The 17124-nt window shown below is 69.6% G+C and carries 12 protein-coding genes and 5 pseudogenes; 8 read left to right on the top strand and 9 right to left on the bottom strand.

Going from position 1 to position 17124, the window contains the following annotated elements; all coding sequences use genetic code 11:
• Positions 1 to 124: 124 nt before the first annotated feature.
• From OHA03_RS35645 to OHA03_RS35630, 4 genes and pseudogenes are all read right to left on the bottom strand, one after another.
• The gene (locus tag OHA03_RS35645) at positions 125 to 853 is read right to left on the bottom strand and encodes a hypothetical protein (RefSeq protein ID WP_267008272.1); all 729 of its coding nucleotides are present in this window, start codon (positions 851 to 853) and stop codon (positions 125 to 127) included.
• Between the two features lie 130 nt (positions 854 to 983).
• Entirely contained in the window at positions 984 to 2867 is a 1884-nt protein-coding gene (locus OHA03_RS35640; protein ID WP_267007752.1) for an endonuclease/exonuclease/phosphatase family protein, read from the bottom strand.
• Positions 2868 to 3235: 368 nt separating this feature from the next.
• Positions 3236 to 4827: pseudogene (locus OHA03_RS35635) on the bottom strand (IS1182 family transposase).
• Positions 4828 to 4836: 9 nt separating this feature from the next.
• Positions 4837 to 5739 (bottom strand): integrase core domain-containing protein, encoded by a 903-nt coding sequence (locus OHA03_RS35630; RefSeq protein ID WP_323181309.1) that lies wholly within the window; start codon positions 5737 to 5739, stop codon positions 4837 to 4839.
• Positions 5740 to 5976: 237 nt separating this feature from the next.
• Between OHA03_RS35630 and OHA03_RS35625 the strand changes: the two genes are divergently transcribed.
• The 3 genes and pseudogenes from OHA03_RS35625 to OHA03_RS35615 form a co-directional block, all read left to right on the top strand.
• A complete protein-coding gene (locus tag OHA03_RS35625; protein ID WP_267007751.1) occupies positions 5977 to 7020 on the top strand; it encodes a hypothetical protein in 1044 nt (347 codons plus the stop codon).
• A 439-nt stretch (positions 7021 to 7459) separates the two neighbouring features.
• Positions 7460 to 8098: a uridine kinase gene (locus tag OHA03_RS35620; RefSeq protein ID WP_267007750.1), complete on the top strand. Its 639-nt coding sequence runs from the start codon at positions 7460 to 7462 to the stop codon at positions 8096 to 8098.
• A 145-nt stretch (positions 8099 to 8243) separates the two neighbouring features.
• Positions 8244 to 8363, top strand: a pseudogene (locus OHA03_RS35615) (IS110 family transposase); the annotation flags it as partial.
• A gap of 108 nt (positions 8364 to 8471) precedes the next feature.
• On the opposite strand, the pseudogene OHA03_RS35610 reads toward OHA03_RS35615, so the two are convergent.
• A pseudogene (locus OHA03_RS35610) lies at positions 8472 to 9028 on the bottom strand (XRE family transcriptional regulator).
• Positions 9029 to 9035: 7 nt separating this feature from the next.
• Positions 9036 to 9332: pseudogene (locus tag OHA03_RS35605) on the bottom strand (transcriptional regulator); the annotation flags it as partial.
• Positions 9333 to 9440: 108 nt separating this feature from the next.
• On the opposite strand from OHA03_RS35605, the gene OHA03_RS35600 reads away from it, so the two are divergent.
• The 5 genes and pseudogenes from OHA03_RS35600 (at position 9441) to OHA03_RS35580 (ending at position 14539) form a co-directional block, all read left to right on the top strand.
• On the top strand, positions 9441 to 9653 hold the full coding sequence (locus tag OHA03_RS35600) for a universal stress protein (protein WP_267007749.1): 213 nt from the start codon (positions 9441 to 9443) through the stop codon (positions 9651 to 9653).
• 33 nt (positions 9654 to 9686) lie between these two features.
• Positions 9687 to 10304 carry a transposase gene (locus OHA03_RS35595; protein WP_267007748.1) on the top strand — a complete coding sequence of 206 codons (618 nt, stop codon included), beginning with the start codon at positions 9687 to 9689 and terminating at the stop codon, positions 10302 to 10304.
• A 167-nt stretch (positions 10305 to 10471) separates the two neighbouring features.
• The gene (locus OHA03_RS35590) at positions 10472 to 11686 is read left to right on the top strand and encodes an IS110 family transposase (protein WP_267003324.1); all 1215 of its coding nucleotides are present in this window, start codon (positions 10472 to 10474) and stop codon (positions 11684 to 11686) included.
• Positions 11687 to 11709: 23 nt separating this feature from the next.
• Positions 11710 to 12498: pseudogene (locus OHA03_RS35585) on the top strand (IS256 family transposase); the annotation flags it as partial.
• A 373-nt stretch (positions 12499 to 12871) separates the two neighbouring features.
• On the top strand, positions 12872 to 14539 hold the full coding sequence (locus OHA03_RS35580) for a hypothetical protein (RefSeq protein WP_267007747.1): 1668 nt from the start codon (positions 12872 to 12874) through the stop codon (positions 14537 to 14539).
• Positions 14540 to 15002: 463 nt separating this feature from the next.
• On the opposite strand, the gene OHA03_RS35575 is transcribed toward OHA03_RS35580, so the two are convergent.
• The 3 genes from OHA03_RS35575 to OHA03_RS35565 all read right to left on the bottom strand — a co-directional run bounded on the left by OHA03_RS35575 (position 15003) and on the right by OHA03_RS35565 (position 16621).
• Positions 15003 to 15275: a hypothetical protein gene (locus OHA03_RS35575; protein ID WP_267007746.1), complete on the bottom strand. Its 273-nt coding sequence runs from the start codon at positions 15273 to 15275 to the stop codon at positions 15003 to 15005.
• Positions 15276 to 15282: 7 nt separating this feature from the next.
• Entirely contained in the window at positions 15283 to 15753 is a 471-nt protein-coding gene (locus OHA03_RS35570; RefSeq protein ID WP_267007745.1) for an RICIN domain-containing protein, read from the bottom strand.
• A 412-nt stretch (positions 15754 to 16165) separates the two neighbouring features.
• A complete protein-coding gene (locus tag OHA03_RS35565; RefSeq protein WP_267007744.1) occupies positions 16166 to 16621 on the bottom strand; it encodes a PDZ domain-containing protein in 456 nt (151 codons plus the stop codon).
• Positions 16622 to 17124 lie beyond the last annotated feature (503 nt).

Here is a 17124-nt window from a genome sequence, read left to right as displayed (position 1 = left end):
CCCGAGATTTTCAGTGATCTTCTAGCCGTCCAGCTGTGCATCACCGCCGGACCGTCGTGCGTGCCACGACGGTCCGGCGGCTTGGTGACGGTGGCCTGGTGCGGCCCGCGACGGTCATGCGCCGTCAGCTCCGGACGGCCGCGGTCCCCTCGGCGGCGGGTGCTTCGGCGACCGTCGCCGCGTCGGCGTCGCCGTGCGGCACTGAGTACCAGCGCCACTCGGTGAGCTGCGGCCGGCCCTCCAGTGCGATACGCCCGGTTGCCCAGAGCAGAGCCGGCCAGGGCGCGGCGGCGTCGGCCGGGACATGTGGGAAGAGCCGGGCCAGGACACGGGCGCACAGGCCGGCGGGCGGTGCCCAGGCGAGGCCCAGGCCCTCGGCGATGTCGTAGGTGTGCACCAGGGTCTCCACCACGGCCATCGCGGCGAACCCTTCCGCGTCGGAGAGGCCGTAGACGTGGTGCGCCCGCTTGGCGGGCGGTGCGGTGCGCACGACCGCCGCCAGGATCGCGGTGCACGCCTCAAGGCCCTGGAAGAGCCCGGCCGTGCCCGCCGCACGGTCCATGAAGATCACGTTCGCGGGGCCGCCCTCCCGCCGCACCTGCCAGTCGTACGGCACGGCGTCGGACTGCGGTGGCTGCCACGGGGCCAATTGGGCGGCGTAGAAGAACAGATCGTCCGCCAGGTGCTCGACGGTCTCCCAGCAGTCCCACCGCAGCGAGTCGGCCCGGGCGCTCCAGTCCTGCTCCGCGGACGTGCTCAGCGTGGCGATCGCCAGCCGGACGGCCTGTTCGATGTCGGACGCGGTGACCGGCTCCCGCGGTGAGCCGTGCGTTTCGGAGCCGACGGAGAGCAGGAACAGCGCGCGCCGCCCGGCGTGGCCGCCGACCCGCACCACAGGGGGCAGGCCGGCGGCCACGCCGGGCGGCGCCGGGCGGGCCTTCGTCACCGCACCCGCCCGGTGCCCCCGCGCCGCAGCAGGACCGTTACGGCTTCAGCCGCAGCACCTGCGGATCGTGGTCGCTGTTCTGGTCCGCGAACTCCGCGTTGATGTGCACGCTGTCGTACTCGAACGTGCCCTGCTGCACCGCCGGGCTCACCAGGATCTGGTCCAGGACCTGGCTGTTGCCCTGGTAGTCGTAGGTGTAGCGTTCCGCCTCCGGCAGCGACTTGATCGCCGACCAGAGCACGCCGCCGGCCTCCAGGCGGGTCGCCGTGTCGGAGAACTCGAAGTCATTGAGGTCGCCGATCGCGAGCACCTCCGCGTTGCTCTGGAAGGCCAGGATCTTCTTGACGAACGCGTTGACCTCGTCCGCCTGCTCGTGCCGCTCGGTCTCGGAGCTGCGCGTCGGCGGCTGGAACGCGGAGGTCAGCGCCTGGTCGCCGCCCTTGGACATGAAGTGGTTGGCGATCACGAAGACCGTACGGCCCTGGAACGTGAACTGCCCGGCCAGCGGCTTTCTGCTGTCCGTCCAGGCGGTGCTGGTGGGATCGATGCGCCCGGGGGACTGGGTCAGCACGGCCCGGCCGGTTGCCGTCCCCACCACGTTGTCCGCCGTGGTTGAGCCGCCGCCCGGCCGGTCGACGAACGAGACACGGTCCGGGTTGAAGAGGAAGACCTGGCGGATGTTGCCGCCCGGCGCGCCGCCGTCCGCGTCGTTGACCGGGTCGATGGACCGCCACTCGTAGTGCGGCCCGCCCGCGGCGACCACCGCGTCGATGAACTTCTGCACGGTCTGGTCGGCGGCCACCGTGCCGTCGTCCGTTGCGCCGCTGTTGTCCTGGATCTCCTCCAGGGCCACGATGTCCGGCGAGGACAGGTGGTTCACCACGCCGTCCGCGAGCTTGTCGAACTTGGTCTGCGGGTCGCTCGGGGCGAGGTTCTCCACGTTGTACGTCGCCACCGCCAGCTCGTCGCTGGCCTGCTTGCGGGTGACCTCGCGCTCAGGGCTCGCTCCGGTGACCGTACCGATGGTGCGGGCGACGAGCGTGTAGCCGCCGAACTGGTTGAAGTCCAGCGGACCTTCGGTGGTCCCCTCAAGGGTCTGGCCGACGTCGGCGGTGGGGAAGGGCTGGGTCGCGGTGGGGATCAGCGACTGGACCTGCAGACGGCCGGAGTTCTGCGAGGTGTACGAGCCGTAGACGGTGCCGCCCCGCGGGTCGGGGTGCTCATCCGGCTTCACCGTCACCCACAGCTCGGCGTACGGGTCGGTGGCGGTGACCACACGCGACGAACCGATCTCGACGTCCATGCCCTCCAGCGATTCGTAGTAGTCGAGGGCGTAGGTGTCCGGCTGCAGCGGCAGGGCGTTGATGGAGCCGGACGAGTCGCCGTCCGGGGTGTATGCGTCCGGCACCGAGCTCGCGTCGATGGTCACCGGGGCCGGGAGCGCATTGCCGGACGACACCACCGTCACCGTCGGCTTGCCGATCTCGGTGACCGACTGGTTGCCCGTGGCGGTGCCGCCCGGGATGTACTCGGAGACCGATCCCGAGACCTGTACGGAGTCGCCGACGGCGACCTTCGGTGTGGAACTCGTGAAGACGAAGACGCCTTCGCTGGTGGCCGGGTCGTTGTCCGGCTCGGGGTCCTGGAACCAGAAGCCCTTCGAGGAGCCGTAGGTCCGCAGGCCCGTCACGATGCCGGGCACGGTGGTGACCGTGGTGCCCGCGAGCGGGGATGTCCGGGTGCCGCCCTGGATGTCGTGGATGCGGACCTGGTCGGCAAGCAGGCTCTCGGCTTGGCCATGGGCTCCCGCCAGCGGCAGGGTTCCCGCCTGGACCGGCGAGCTGAGAACCACGGTGGTGACGGTGGAGCAGACGGCGGCGACGGTGAGGGCGGCGAGCCGGGACGAGGTTTTCATCGGCAAGGTATGCCTCCAGGGAGGGTGGTGGGGGGAGGTGCCAGGGCACTGGACGGGGGTGAGGGGTGGGCTCAGCTCTACGCGCGTCAATGTCTTCGGTTGTCGAACGCTTGTCAAGATCCCACCGGCGAACGGGGGTTGACGAGGGCGGCGGCCAGGGCGGTGACCAGGGCGAACGGGGCACGGGCGGGGGCAGGACAGTTCCTGTGAAGGCGGTGCGGCGGGTCCGGGGCGTCAAGCGGATGGACCACCGCTCTCCCCGCTGAGGGTGGTGCGGCCGGTGGGCGGTCGGCGTGCGGTGCGGGTCCGTCTAGAAGATCACTGAAAATCTTGTGTGAGGGGCCGTTCGACGGTGGGCCGGGCGGCCCTTTGTCTTATGCGTGCGCGGTGGTGAGCGTCCAGGTGCCGTTGGTGCGGGTGAGTCCGAGGTTGATCAGGCGGCGGAGGTTGAGGGCGGCGGCTCGATTGTGGAGCCAGGTGTCGTTCTTGATGACGCCGCGGTAGGGCACGCGGCGGTTGCCTTTGGCGACGAGCCAAGCGATGGCGCGTTCCACCGGGGGTCGCCAGCGGCGGTACTCGGCCTGCCAGCCGGGGTCGGTGGCGGCCTGGTCGCGGGCGGCTTTGAGCAGGTCGTACTGGGCGTGGACGCTGAAGACGCGGCCGGTCTTGGAGCGGGTGCAGCGGTCCTTGAGGGGGCAGGTGGCGCACAGTTTCTTGAACTGGGCCTGGCGGGCGCCGTTCGCCAGTGGTCGGCCGAGCCCGACGGTATGTCCGGCGGGGCAGGTGACCTGGCCCCGCTCGGTGTCGACGGTGAACTCGTCGGCGGTGAACCCGCCAGGGACCGCCGGTTTGAGCGGAGGCGGCTTCAGGACCAGGGCATGGCCCTGATCCTGGAGGTGTTCACGCAGGTCACCGGTGCCGTAAGCGGCATCGCCCAGGGCAGTGACCTTCGTCTCCTCTTCGGACAGGAGGTCGCGAGCGACGGCGGCCTCGTGGTTGTCCGCGCCGCTTCCGGCGGTCAGGGCGACGTCGGTGAACAGCCCCGCCTCGGCTCGAAGGCCACATGGGCGCGAAAGCCCTCCTGGTGACGGGTCCGGTTCTTGTGGATGTGCCGCGCCTCGGGGTCGACCGTGGACACCGTGCGGTCGCGGACCGTGCCCTGGGCGATGCGCCAGCGCCCGTCGCGGCCGTCGGAGTCCTCAGCGGGTTCCACGTCCTGGCCCGCGACCAGGGCCAGCAGCCCGAGCGCGTTCGCCGCGGCCTCCCCGAGCTCCTGCTCGGGGAGGCCGCCCAGCAGGTTCAGCGCATCACGGACCAGGGCGTCGACCAGGTCGGCGCGGGCCTGCTCGTCGTTCCACGCGATCTTCGGCTTGCCCGGTTCGGTGTAGTCGTGCGCGCTGCACCAGGTGGCGGCGGTCTGCTCCGCGCCGGGGACCTCGCGGATGACCCGGCGGATCGCGGCAACCAGTTGCGTGACGGTGTCCTGGGTGGCGACCGCGTCGTCCAGCACGGTGGAGTCCAAAGCCCGCCGCCGCCGGCCCTTGAGGACGCCGGTGGCCGCCACGACCTCCCTGACCTTGTGGAACAGCCGGTTCGGGTCACCAGAGCGTTGCAGGCGGCGGCGGAAGTAGGTCAGCAGCGAGGGATCGAACGCGGTGTCGTGGAGCCCCAGCCCGCACGCCGCCTTCCAGCGCAGGTCACAGCGCAGTTCCTGCACCGTCTCGAAGTCGGACAGCCCGTGCAGGCTCTGCAGTACCACCGTCGAGGCCAGCACCTGCGGCGGCATGCTGGGACGCCCGTTCGTGGAGGGGTACATGTCCGCGAACATCGACCCCGGGAACAGCGCCTCCCGGTGCTCGGCCAGGAAAGCGAACACACTCCCGGCCGGGATCAACTCCCGGCAGGTCTCCCATACATCCTCGCCGACGCTCTCCTCGGCCCATTCCTGTGGGGCTCGAAAAGTCATCGCTGCAGCTCAAGCCGCGTATCGGTACTCGTTGATGACCCCGCCGAGGACGCGGGTGCGCAGGAGCCTGCGGGGCACGCGATCGTGCAACACCGCTGGCTGTTCCGGGGCTTCGGGTGGTCGTTGGTCTCGTGATCGGTGTGGCCGGTGGCAGTTGTAGTGCTCCTGATACTCGGCGAGGACCTGTCGGGCGTGGGCCTCGTTCATGATCAGGATATGGTCGAGGGCCTCGCGCCGGCTCGTGCCGATTACTCGCTCGCAGTGGGCATTCATGCGCGGCGCCCGAGGTGCGCTGAGCAGCACCTCGGTGTCCTCGGCTTCGAAGACGGCGTCGAAGGAGTCGGTGTACTTGCTGTCGCGGTCGCGGAGAACGAAGCGCAGCGACTCGACGCGGTTGCCGAGGTCGGCGGCGAGATTGCGGGCCTGCTGGGTCGCCCACTGCGCGGTGGGGTGGGCGGTGACGCCGGTGAGGTGGAGCCTGCGGGTGCCGTGCTCAAGGAACGCCAGCGCGTACAGCCGCCTGCCGGTCACGGTGTCCACGTGGAAGAAGTCCGCCGCGATGATCCCCTCGGCTTGGGTGGAGAGGAACTCGCGCCAGCTCGGGCCGGTACGGCGCGGGGCCGGACCGATGCCGGCCGCGTGCAGGATCTCCCACACCGTGGACGGCGCGATCGGATGCCCCAGCCGGGCCAGTTCACCCTGGATCCGCCGGTGGCCCCACCGCGGGTTCTCCTGCGCCAGACGCAGAACCAGCTTCTTGAGCGCGGCGGCCGTGGGAGGGCGCCCGGTGCGTCGGCGTCTGTCGGAGTAGTCCCACTTCTTGGTGATCAGCCCGCGGTGCCAGGCCAGCAGCGCCCCCGGCGTGACCGGGAAGACACCGCTCCAGCGGCGGCGCGGTATCAGCGACGACAACGCGGCCAGCCAGAACCGGTCTGCGGGCTCGTAGCGGACCGGACCGGCGCAGCAGCACCGCAGGCACGGACAGCAACGCCCGGGTGGCCCGGTACAGGATCGAAATGATCACGGGGTGCAGCATCCCAGCCACCACCGAGGGCCTTGCACGCGGGCTCTCACCAGCAGCGATGACTTTACGAGCCCCACAGGTTCGAGCAGGACGTATGCGACCGGCTGGCCCGCCAGCTGCGCTCGGTGGGTGATGCGCTGGCCTGGCGCGTCTTCGGCTTCCACCGCCCGTTCATCCTCGCTCTGTGCCGCAACGACTCGCCCGGCCTGATGTACGGCAAGGCAGGGCTGCAGGCGGAACGCGAACACGTCGAGAGGGCCTTCAAGGAGGACGGTGCTTTCGCGCTCCTGCACGACCTGACCAACTGCCTGCGCATCGGCGACATCACGGTCTGGGACGGCGTGCACCCGCCCCGCACGGAAGAGATCAAGACCAACCCGAACAACACCAAGAGCGCTCAACTACGGCGGATCAACCAGGCCCGCGCGGCGGTGCTGGATGGCGGCCCACTGCCAGGAGACAACGCCTCAGAACTCCTCTACGACCTGAACCTGCCGCTGCGCACACACCTGGACGTGCTGCGCGAGGCCCTGGAGCGGGCCGCAAACGAGGGCATCTACGCCACCGAGGTGCCCGGCAGCCGGGCCCTGTTCGTCATCGACCAGTACGGCTGTTCCCAGCAAGGACTGTCCTCCAAGCAGTTCAACGAGCGCCTTCAGCAGACAGTCGACATCGCCCTGCAACAGGCAGGGATCGCCGTCGGCCGCGAGGACCACAACATCAACGCCACCAGCCTCGACAGCACGGCCCGCGACCCGCTGCGGGTGCCCTGGGCCAACTATCCGCTGCATCCGGTAGCCTGCGCCCGTCTGATCGGCGACTACACCGTGGCCACCGTGGAGACCTCCGGTCCTGCGCTGACCCGCCTGCTGCAGGTGGCCGGCCTAGACGCGCGCTGGGTCCGCCCGCCGGGGAAGGCCCACCTGCAGCAGGGCGAGGTCGTCATGGAGATCCACCAGCAGGAACAGCTGCGGGCCGTGGCACTGCCGGGCGGCCTTACGATGACGCCGGGCTGGACGCTGCAGATGCGCCGTTCCGAGCTGGAGCGCTACCTGATTGAGCTGCTGCGCCCGGGCTCGTGGGTTGCGGGCATCAAACACGTCCTCGCCGCACGACAGGCCGGGCGGCCGTGGCCGCACTACCGCAACGAACACGAGATTTGGGTCTAGCGAGCCGCCAGCCAGTGCCCCGCCCCGGTGGCCACCTCACTGGCGAGGTAGAGGGCCGCCCCGGCGATCTCCTCCGGCTCGGCCGGGCGACCTGCCGGAGACGTCTTGGTCAGGGCGTGGAGGGCGGCGGCCGTCGGTGCTGTTCCCGGTGTGCGGGTGGGGCCCGGGCGGGGTCACCTGGTCGCAGGTGCGCTGCCTCGACTACTCGTTCCCGCGCGTCGACGTCACGCCCGCGCCCAAGGGCCGTTATGCCACGCTGAAGGCCCGCGGCATCGCCGAGACCGGTGCGCAGGTCGACCAAAGGTCGCGGCCCCGGCCTCCGCTGAACCGGGCCGCGTTTCCCCGCTTGCCATGGGCGATCACGCCGCCGTACATTCCCTGCACCCGGCTTGTCCAGCCGCTTCGTCTATCCCCTTTGAGCACATGAGGAGCGCCCGGTATGACGGGTGTACTGGCGGTCGCAGGCGGCACCGCATCCGGCAAGTCCACCCTTGCCGAAGCCCTGTCGCTGCAGTGTCCCGAGAACGTCGCGCTGGTCCATCTGGACGACTACTACGTGCCCGCGCACGACCCCCTGAGGGGTGTGTGGACGGTCAGTGCCGACGGGCACGCCGTCCTCGACTGGAACCATCCGGGGTCGATCGACGAGACAGCGGTGACACACGTCATTGACGCGGCGCTGCTGCGCCCCGGCGTGCTGCTGGTGGTGGTCGAGGGCCTGTTCGCGCTGTCACTGCCGTCCGTGGTCCAGCGGGCGGCGTGGCGGGTGTATGTCGACACCCCCGACGACATACGCCTGGCCCGCAAGATCCTCCGGAAGATCGAGGTGCAGCGGCAGGACCCCCGACTGTCCCTGCGCAACTATCTGCAGACCGGCAGGGACCGCCACGCAGCCCACGTCGCGCCCTCCCGGGCGGCGGCCGATCTGGTCGTGGACGGGACCGCGAGCGAGGCGGAGATGCTGGCGGCCGTCATGCCGCTGATCGGGCCGGCCCTCGCGCCGCCCGCGGCGCCCTCGCGAGCACGGGGGGTGTGCGGTGTGACCCGTACCCCCGGGGTCCCGGCGTTCGCGCTGTGACGTGCCCGGGGGGGCACCGGCCCCGGCGAGGGACGCCGCGTGATCACGCTTCCGGCAACACAGCCCAAGCCCCGGCGGGCTCTCAGGTGGATCACGACCGATCCAGTTCACCTGCAGCCAGGCGAACTGCAGGGGCGACATATGGCGGGATCAGGGGAAGACCCGCATCCAGGCTCTCTTCCGCTTCGCCCGGCACCGCATGGGCGTGCTCTTCGCGATGCTCCGCGACGGCACCTTCCACGAACCACGCACCACCAGAACAGCCACCGCAGACCACTCAGCCTTGATGAAGGACATAGAGGCACCCCCCGCGGATACGCGAGCGAGCCCGGACCAACTGGTCCGGGCTCGCGGGCTGTTCGGGCCGCGGCTGCTACAGGTCGAACTCCAGGTGCTCGATATCTGTGAAGTGGACCTCCTCCAGGGAGCCGGCGCGGCGGCCGCCGTCCTGGAAGTAGGTCTCCTTGAGGGCTTCGGCGGCGATCTCCCTGAGGCGGTCGTCGCTGGCACCGGCCTCCTGGGCCTCGAAGAGGCGGGCGGCGTGGCGCGGCGGCAGGGCGACGGTCAGGTGCCGGATCCGGTCCTCATCGTCGACCCGATCGGCGCGACATAGCCGAGCCGCGCCCGGGTGTCGATGACGATGCCGCCGGTGCTCGCCGCCTTCTCCCTGGCCTTCGCCCGGATCTGCGGCTGCCAGCGGGCCTTCACCTCGCGCTCCAGGCGCGCGGCGAGGTCGGGGCGGGGCTTTTTGATCTGGTCCTTCACGTACCGCTCGACGGTGCGCTGGGAGATCCGCAGCATCTGGGCGACCGCCCTGGTGCCCTTGTACTGCTTGACCAGGTACCGCATCTGCGCGCCCGCGCTCTTGGGCGTCGGGCGGGTGAACGCCTTCTGCACCGCCTTGTCGAGACCGTCCCCGAACGTGCTCATCGCCTACCTACTCCCCGTTGTCCTGGTCGGTGACGGTACCGTCCTTGATGTACCGGGCGAGGTTGAGCTCCGGGGCCTGGAACTGCTCCCTGGCGCCCTCGCCCCACAGCACGCTCTGCGTTCCCTCGTGCTTCACCAGGCCCGGGTTGACCCCGAGCTTGAAGCCGCCCGGCAGCGGCTTGCCCTCCCGGTACGGCAGGAAGTCCAGCGGTGATTCGCCGTCGGCCGCGTAGACGACGCAGTCGGAGAGGATCGCGACCGGGTACTGCCCAGTGAATGCCGCGTGCTTGACGATCTTGCGGTGCCACAATGCGTGATGCCCTGAATCGCGCCCTTTCGGCCGAGTGGGAAATTTCTTGATCAGGCGCCTCGTGCACGGATGCCTGAGAGAGCCCCAGGCTAGGAGAGCAAAATGTCCCGACCCATCACCGTGGGAGTGGACGGCTCCGACCAGAGCCTGGCGGCTCTGGACTGGGTGGCGGTCGAGGCCGCCGCGCGGGGGAACGCGCTGCGGCTCGTATACGCGTCGCGGTGGCAGGAACACCAGCTCGCGGCCGTCAAGTCCTCGCGCGAAACCCGGGCCGGCACCCGGGCAGGAGCGCATCCAGAGCAGGGAGTGTCATGAATCAGGTGTGTGCTTCCCCGAAGGAGTCACCTGATGAGTACGACGACGGATCACCTGATCGAGGCCGCTGACGGTGTGTCGCTTGCCGTGGCTGGTGAGAGCATCGAGGGTGCCGACGTGAAGTCGATGCCGGTATCCGAGAACGGTCTGTCCAGCGAGCTGCTGGAGGAGCTGGCCGCGCTGGCGGCCGAGAAGGTGCGCCTAGGAGGGCTGCGGTTGATGGGCGAGGGCGGGCTGCTGCCCGAGCTGGCCCAGCATCTGATGCAGGCCGCCCTGGAGGCCGAGATGGATGTGCATCTCGCGGCGGAGGCCGGGCGGGCCGGCGGCCGCGGTTCACGCTCGGGCGGCAACATGCGTAACGGCTACCGGGCCAAGAAAGTCATGACGGAGGTCGGCACGGTGACCGTGCAGGTCCCCCGGGACCGCCTGGGCACCTTCACCCCACGGTTGTTGCCCAAGTACGCCCGCCGGACGGGTGCGCTGGACGAGATGGTCCTGTCGCTGACCGCGAAGGGCCTGACCTCCGGCGAGATCGTCGCCCATCTCTCCGAGGTGTACGGGATGACGACCACAAAAGAGACCGTCTCCACCATCACCGACAGTGATAGTGGTATTCGGGTTCCCGGTGGTCGTGGCTCGATCACTGACTGACGTCCTGCTGGGCTGTCTTCGCCTTGGTCTGTCCGGCTGCCGGGGCCCGTTCCCGAGGCCCCGGCCGGGTGGAACATGACCTCATAGGAGCCTGGCCAGAGGCCCCATCACTGTCCTGTCTGCCCCACCCGGCTGGAGCCACCTCCGGTCAGGAAGGCATTTCCAGCATGACAGAAACGGACACTGCAGCAGCCGTCGAACACGTGGTGATCGGCGGCGTGGACTCTCATGCCGACACTGTCCACGTTGCCGTGGTGACCGACCGCGGTGGGCAGGTCGCCGATGCCGAGTTCCCCACAACGGCCGCCGGATACACGGCTGCTCTGGCCTTCCTGGCTGCTCACGGCACCGTCGCCGCCGTCGGCGTGGAGGGCACGTCCTCCTACGGGTCGGGGTTCACGCGCGCGGCCCGCAAGGCCGGTCTGACCGTGGTCGAGGTCAACCGGCCGGACAAGGCCGAGCGCCGCAGGATCGGCAAGTCCGATCCGATCGACGCCTATGCCGCAGCTCGTGCGGTCGTGTCCGGCCGGGCCACCAGCGCCCCCAAAGGCGATGCCGTCGCCGGGATCCGGGCTCTGCACAACGTGGCACGATCCGCCGTCAAGGCCCGTACAGCGGCGCTGAACCAGATCGGACACATTCTGATCACCGCGCCCGACAGCATCCGCACGAAGTACGAAGTGCTGCGGGGCGACAAGCGCATCGACGCCCTGGTCCGGCTCCGGGTCGGCAACGCCCCTGTCCATGTCCCGATCCTGACCGCCCTGCGCACGCTCGCGCGACGCGTCCAGAACCTGACCGCTGAACACGCCGCTCTGACAGCGGAGTTGGACGCCCTGGTCACGCAGCTCAACCCCGGCCTGCGCGCCGCCTACGGCGTCGGACCCGACACCGCTACGCAACTGCTGATCACCGCTGGCGACAACCCCGCCCGCCTACGCACCGAAGCATCCTTCGCCGCCCTGTGCGGTGTCGCCCCGGTTCCGGCCTCCAGTGGCAAGACCAACCGTCACCGGCTCTCGCGCGGCGGTGACCGCGCGGCGAACGGGGCCCTTTACCGCATCGCGCTCGTCCGCATGCGCCGTGACCAGCGCACCCGTGACTACGTGGAGCGTCAAACCAAGGCCGGCCGGACGAAAAAGGAGATCATCCGGCTGCTCAAACGCGCCATCGCCCGGGAGATCTTCCGCCTCTTGACCACCGCAGTCGAGGTTCCCGAGATCGCGGACCTCAGGCCCACCCGCCAGGCCAAGAACATCACGCTCACCGCCGCAGCGAACCACTTCGGAGTCTGGCCCGCCGTCATCTCCAACATCGAACGAGGACTCCGCCGCGACGACACCTTCGCCGACGCCTACCGCAGCTGGCTCGATGCCGCTTGACCGACGATAGGAGCATCAAAGCTCTGGAGTCGATGGCGGAATGGCGCACCCGCCCGCTCGACGCGGTCTATCCGGTGGTCTTCATCGACGCGATCCACGTCCGTATCCGCGACGGGCACGTCGCGAACCGACCCGTCTATGTGGCCATCGCGGTCACCGCCGACGGCTACCGGGAGATCCTGGGACTGTGGGCCGGCGACGGCGGCGAGGGCGCCAAGTACTGGCAGACCGTCCTGACCGAGATCAAGAACAGGGGCGTCCGCGATGTGTTGATGCTGGTCTGCGACGGCCTCTCCGCCCTGCCCGACGCGGTGAACACCGTCTGGCCGCAGACCGTGGTGCAAACCTGCATCGTCCACCTCATCCGCGGCAGCCTGCGCTACGCGTCCCGCCGCGACTGGGCCGACGTCGCCCGCGACCTCAAGCCCGTCTACACGGCCGTCAACGAGGAGCAGGCCCGGCAGCGACTGGCCGACTTCGACGGCACATGGGGCAAGAAGTACCCGTCGATCACCGGGATCTGGGAACGGTCCTGGAGCGAATTCGTTCCCTTCCTCGGCCTCCCGGACGCCATCCGCCAGGTCGTCTACACCACCAACGCCATCGAGTCGCTGAACGCCCGATACCGACGCGCGGCCCAAGCTTGCGGACACTTCCCCAACGAGACCGCCGCCCTCAAGCGCCTCTACCTGGCCACCCTCGCCCTCGACCCCACCGGACGCGGCCGCCAGCGCTGGAACAACCGCTGGAAGAGCGCGCTGAACGAGTTCGACCTCCTCTTCGACGGCCGCCTCACCGCCGGACGGGTGTAGACCAATCAGCCCACCGAAGAACCTGTAGGCCAATCAGACGAATCACACCTCATTCCTGATAGACCCATGCCTGACAAACCAGTCATCTGGCAGGCGGAGTCCGGACGCGGAGCCGGGCGAGGATGCCGTTGTTGCGGGCGGCTTCGTCAACGCTCTGGTGCTCGCGTCCGGCCCTCGATCAGGTCCTGGTAGCAGTTCCACAGGTACGCGATCGACGCGCCGATCCCGCCTTGGCGCCGATGCTGCTCAACGCGCTGGTTGCCGAGGTCTGCGTCGTGGGCGAAACTGCCGGTCCTCGGGGGCTGATCGACCGGTATCCCCGATGATGGGGACCGTCCGGGGCAACGGATCAAGCAACGCTGGGAGTACGCACATGGCGGTGGAGGCTGGTACGCAGGAGGAGCACGTCACAGGGCGGGTATGGACGGTGCGCCTGGACCCTTACGGCCGTCCCTCTGCCGGCACGGTCCGGCTCTCCTGCTCCCGCCCGGCCTGCGCCGACCAGCGCTTGCCCAACACCGCCGCGGGGCGCAAGGCCGCGGTCGGACACGTCAACACGCACCTGGCCCACATCCGCGCGGGCGGCGGGCCGCGCCCCGGGGCGTGGTGCGGCTGCCGCGCCGCCGACTGCGCGTGGCACACCCCCGACCCCGACACCCTCCCCAAAAGGCGGACCGGTGCGCGGCCGTCGGCGGGAGCGGTGCGGTGCGGGGGCCCAGTGGTTCTGGCGGTCTACGCGGACCGGGCCGGGCGGCTCTGGCGGATCGCGGAGACGTGCGCGCGCTGCGCGGCCGCCACCCCCGACTGCCGTGTCCTGGACACCGCCCCACCACCGCCCCGCCCCACCCCGGCCCCGGCCGAGGCGGGCCAGGAAACGACGCAGAAGCCAGGGGCAGAGCGCAAGCCCGCAGGCAGCACCGCCAGGGGTGGGGCGGCGGCGGTGTTCTCCGACCACAGCCCCTCCCCCGTGTCCCCCGTGGCCGACGCTTCTTCTTACGCGGCCACCGGGCCGGCGCCGGTGCCTCGCGCCCGCGCCACCTCACCGGCAACAACGCCCGGGCAGGCGAAGCGGTGGGGGAAAATCGCGCAGCGGACCGTCCCTTACGACCTTCAGCCCGACGCGCTACGCCTGGAACTCATCGAACTCGGCGACGCATTCCGCGCCTATCAACAACGTGCTGAACCCGACCTCGCCCTCCTCGCTCAACTCCAGGAGCGCAAAGCCCGCGCGTTCGCCCTGTGGGCCAACGCCACCGGCAACGGATCCCTGCGCCACGAGGCCAAACGCGCCGAGAGTGCCGCGCAGACCACCCGCGACATGCACTCCAACCGTGTCGGCCGGCCAGTCAGCGACACGATGAGCGAGGACGAGCCGGTGGTGGAACGGCTACTGACCCGCAACCAAGCCGCGCACGCCCGCACCGTGCTGGACTACGTCCAGGCCCACGCACCCCATCCCGACGCCGAAGTGCGCCTCGCGGTGCTCCTGCTCACCCTGCGCGCCGCGCGCACAGGCACCGGAAACATCACCGGACAAGACCTCACCGGCTGGCTGCCCGACGACGCCGAGCAGGTACTGGAACGGCTGATCGCAGCCGGCTGGCTACGCCTGCCCGGCACCGTCACCGAAACCCTCGCCTCGCAGCCCGAGGACCCCACCGCGTTCACCGTCCCCACACTGCAGCCCGCACAGCCCCACCCGTTCACCTTCGGCAAGACCACCCGCTCCAGAATCTCCGGCTGGGCCCAGAAAGCAGTCGGGGACCGGAAGATCCGCAAGAAGAAACTGGGCGCCACAACCCGGCTCCTCGCCCTGTACACCGCCGCCCACACCCGCCCCGACGGCCGCCTCGGACACGCCGAGGACGGCGGACTCCACCTGAACAAGATCGCCGCGTTCTGCGCCCTGCCACCCGAAAAAGTCGCCGAGCACGCCGCGCTGCTGGTCACCGCCGACTGGCTCACCGAAGCCGACACCGCCCAAGGAATGCTGCACGGACAGCTCGCCGAGCGGGCCCTACCGCTCGGAGGACTGCTGTAATACGCGTCCCACAACAACAACAGCCTCACAGACCTCCCCGCCAACTCCGACACCCCATTTCTTCCAGTTCTTCCAGCGTCAGTCCGGAAGAAAGGGGCCGGTCCCCGGGCGGCGGCGCGAGCGCGAGCTTGGGAGCGGCCCGGCTGCTCCAGAGCGCCTGGGAGCCGGGCCTGGCCCGCACACACCATTCCGGCACGGACTGCCCGCGACCCTAACCCAGCGTCGCCAGGAAACGGGGGCGCGCCCCAGAGACGTCCAGACGCTCATCGAGAGCAGGCCCGCCGAGGCCTTCGAACCGCACAGCCGGATGCGTTGGCTGTGTACGTGAGTTCCACGTCATTTCGATGTGAGGTTGGGATCCGCTCGTTCGCGCGAATAGGCGATGTTCACGAGAGAGAGCGGGAGTCATTGGCCCTGGGCCCCGTTCATCGGCGAAGTCGTCGAGGAGAACCCGGGGCGAAACTCACGCCGGCCGATCGGGGTCCTTCGCGTTGACGGCGGCAAGCCAGGCGGTGAGGGCCGCGCGTTCAACCGCGTCCAGGGCGACAAGGAGAGCCGCGAGCGACTGCCGGTACACGGCGTCCTTGACGGCCATCCCGGCCGGGGTGACGGTCCTGTCCAACTGCCCGCGCAGAAAGTCGGCGTGGTCGAAGCGCTCGTCACCTGGAGTGTCGAGCCAGGAACACCCCTTGAGCACCTCGCGGGCCCTCATCCGGGCCGCGAGGTGACCCGACACCTATGTCTTACCCGAGGCGTTCCAGGATCCACTGGGGCCCGCCGTCGGGGCTGAGGATCACGCGGTGGCCCTGTGTAGTCAGGTGGCCGAGCTCGCCCCGGCCGAGGGCAATGGCGACCGGCCCTTCCGAGGCCTCGCCCTGGATCGTCCACCGGTCGGGCTGGCGGCCGCACTCGTCCACCCACACCACCGGCGGGTAGATCCGGATCGGCGAAAGCGCCAGACAGCGCATCTCCCCGCGCGCCTCGACGATCTGGGCCAGACCGTCGCCCTGATTGCGGACCTCCCACACGGTGCCGGGATTGCAGGGCTCGATGCGGGCGCCCAGCGAACCTTCACCGCCCGCCAGACACGCACCGCTGCGCACGTCACGGATGAAGTACACGCCGTCGGCGGCATCGGCGGCCTGGGCGGGAGTGGCCAGCGCCGCCACGGCGACAGCGGACGCGGCGAGAGAGAGGATCGAACGAATACGCACAGGACTCCTCAGATCGGTGCAGCATGTGCGGGCCGACCGGCCCGCACCACCAAGATCACAGACACCCGGCACCCATCCCTGCCCCCATCACCCCCACAGCAGCGGCGTGCCGGGGTCACAAGGAGCGCATCGAGAACGGATCAAGCGCCCCTCCCCCGAAGCAGTCACCGAGCCTGGTCTATCCCTTGGAGTGGGCGGCGTAGCCGGGCGGGCGCTGTCACATGCCCCTTCGAGGTCTTTGAGAAGCCGCCCGAAGCTGATCACGGTGTCAATCTGCAAGGGCCAACGCCCGCAGCATCCGCCTCGCAGCGCTTCGTCCCGCCGGATAGTTCCAACGGGGCGAAGGGGCCGGGCCCGAATTCGTTCAACAGCATCCTGGATGGGACCGGGCCGCACCGTGGCACCCGCGAAGTTACGGTTCCGGGTCCAGGGGGATCTGCAGGGTGACGAGCGTGCCGCCGCGATCGACGGTCACGGGGTAGGTGGCACCGGACCGCTTGCCACTCAGGACGTTGTCGAGGTCGTTGACGGTAGGCGTGAGGATTCCGGCGACCTCGACGATGCGGTCACCGGGCAGCAGGCCGGCCGCAGCGGTGTTGGTGCCCGGGTCGACGGCGAGTACGCGCACGCCACCGCCGGAGGGGCTGGTGTTGCGGAGGTTGGCCGCGATGATGCCCTGGATGCCGGGGGTGATGTGCACGATGAGCGGTTGTGTCACGCCGTCCACGGTGAAGGTGCCGCTAAAGGTTCCCCCGGCCAGGGGAGCGTCGATGTCTGCGACGACGTGGACGGTCCACGGCCGGATGAAGTCATAGGTGCCGGCCGTGAGCTGAGCCGTGGCGGACTTGCCGTCAGGCGCGATACTCACCGGGCACCCCATCCCGCTGCACCGCAGGTCCAGTCCGACGATGCGGGTGTAGGGCGGCGCCTGGATGGTGATGGTGCTGGGCCCGGGATGCCGCTGACCGTCCGGAGGATAACTGACGGTCCCGGCAGGCCCGCCGGCATCCAGGGAAGGGACGTTCGCTTGTGGTGGTAGAGATCTGAGCTGGCTCGGCGCGGATACCGCGGCCGATGCGGTGAATGCGCTGGCAGGCGCAACCGCTGCGGCCGTGAGCATTGCGGTGCCCAAGGCGACGGCGCTGCATAAACGGGCGAATCTACGGATCATCAGAGGCCTTTCATGATCGACTAGGCCACAACCGTCCCAGCTACACCCCGGCCATACGCATAGAACACGCCCAAACCACTCGAAGATCAACCACAGGGATGTCGGCTCCCCGACCACGCCGAAAGGTACGTGGTGACCTGCACGGATGGGATACCGAGGCTTTCGGGCCGGACGAGCGTCTGCGGGCGGCTCGATGAACT

It is taken from the genome of Streptomyces sp. NBC_00154 (assembly GCF_026342835.1).
Taxonomy (GTDB): Bacteria; Actinomycetota; Actinomycetes; order Streptomycetales; family Streptomycetaceae; genus Streptomyces.
The sequence above is the reverse complement of the archived record's forward strand: the minus strand, read 5'-3'. Positions and strand labels throughout refer to the sequence as shown.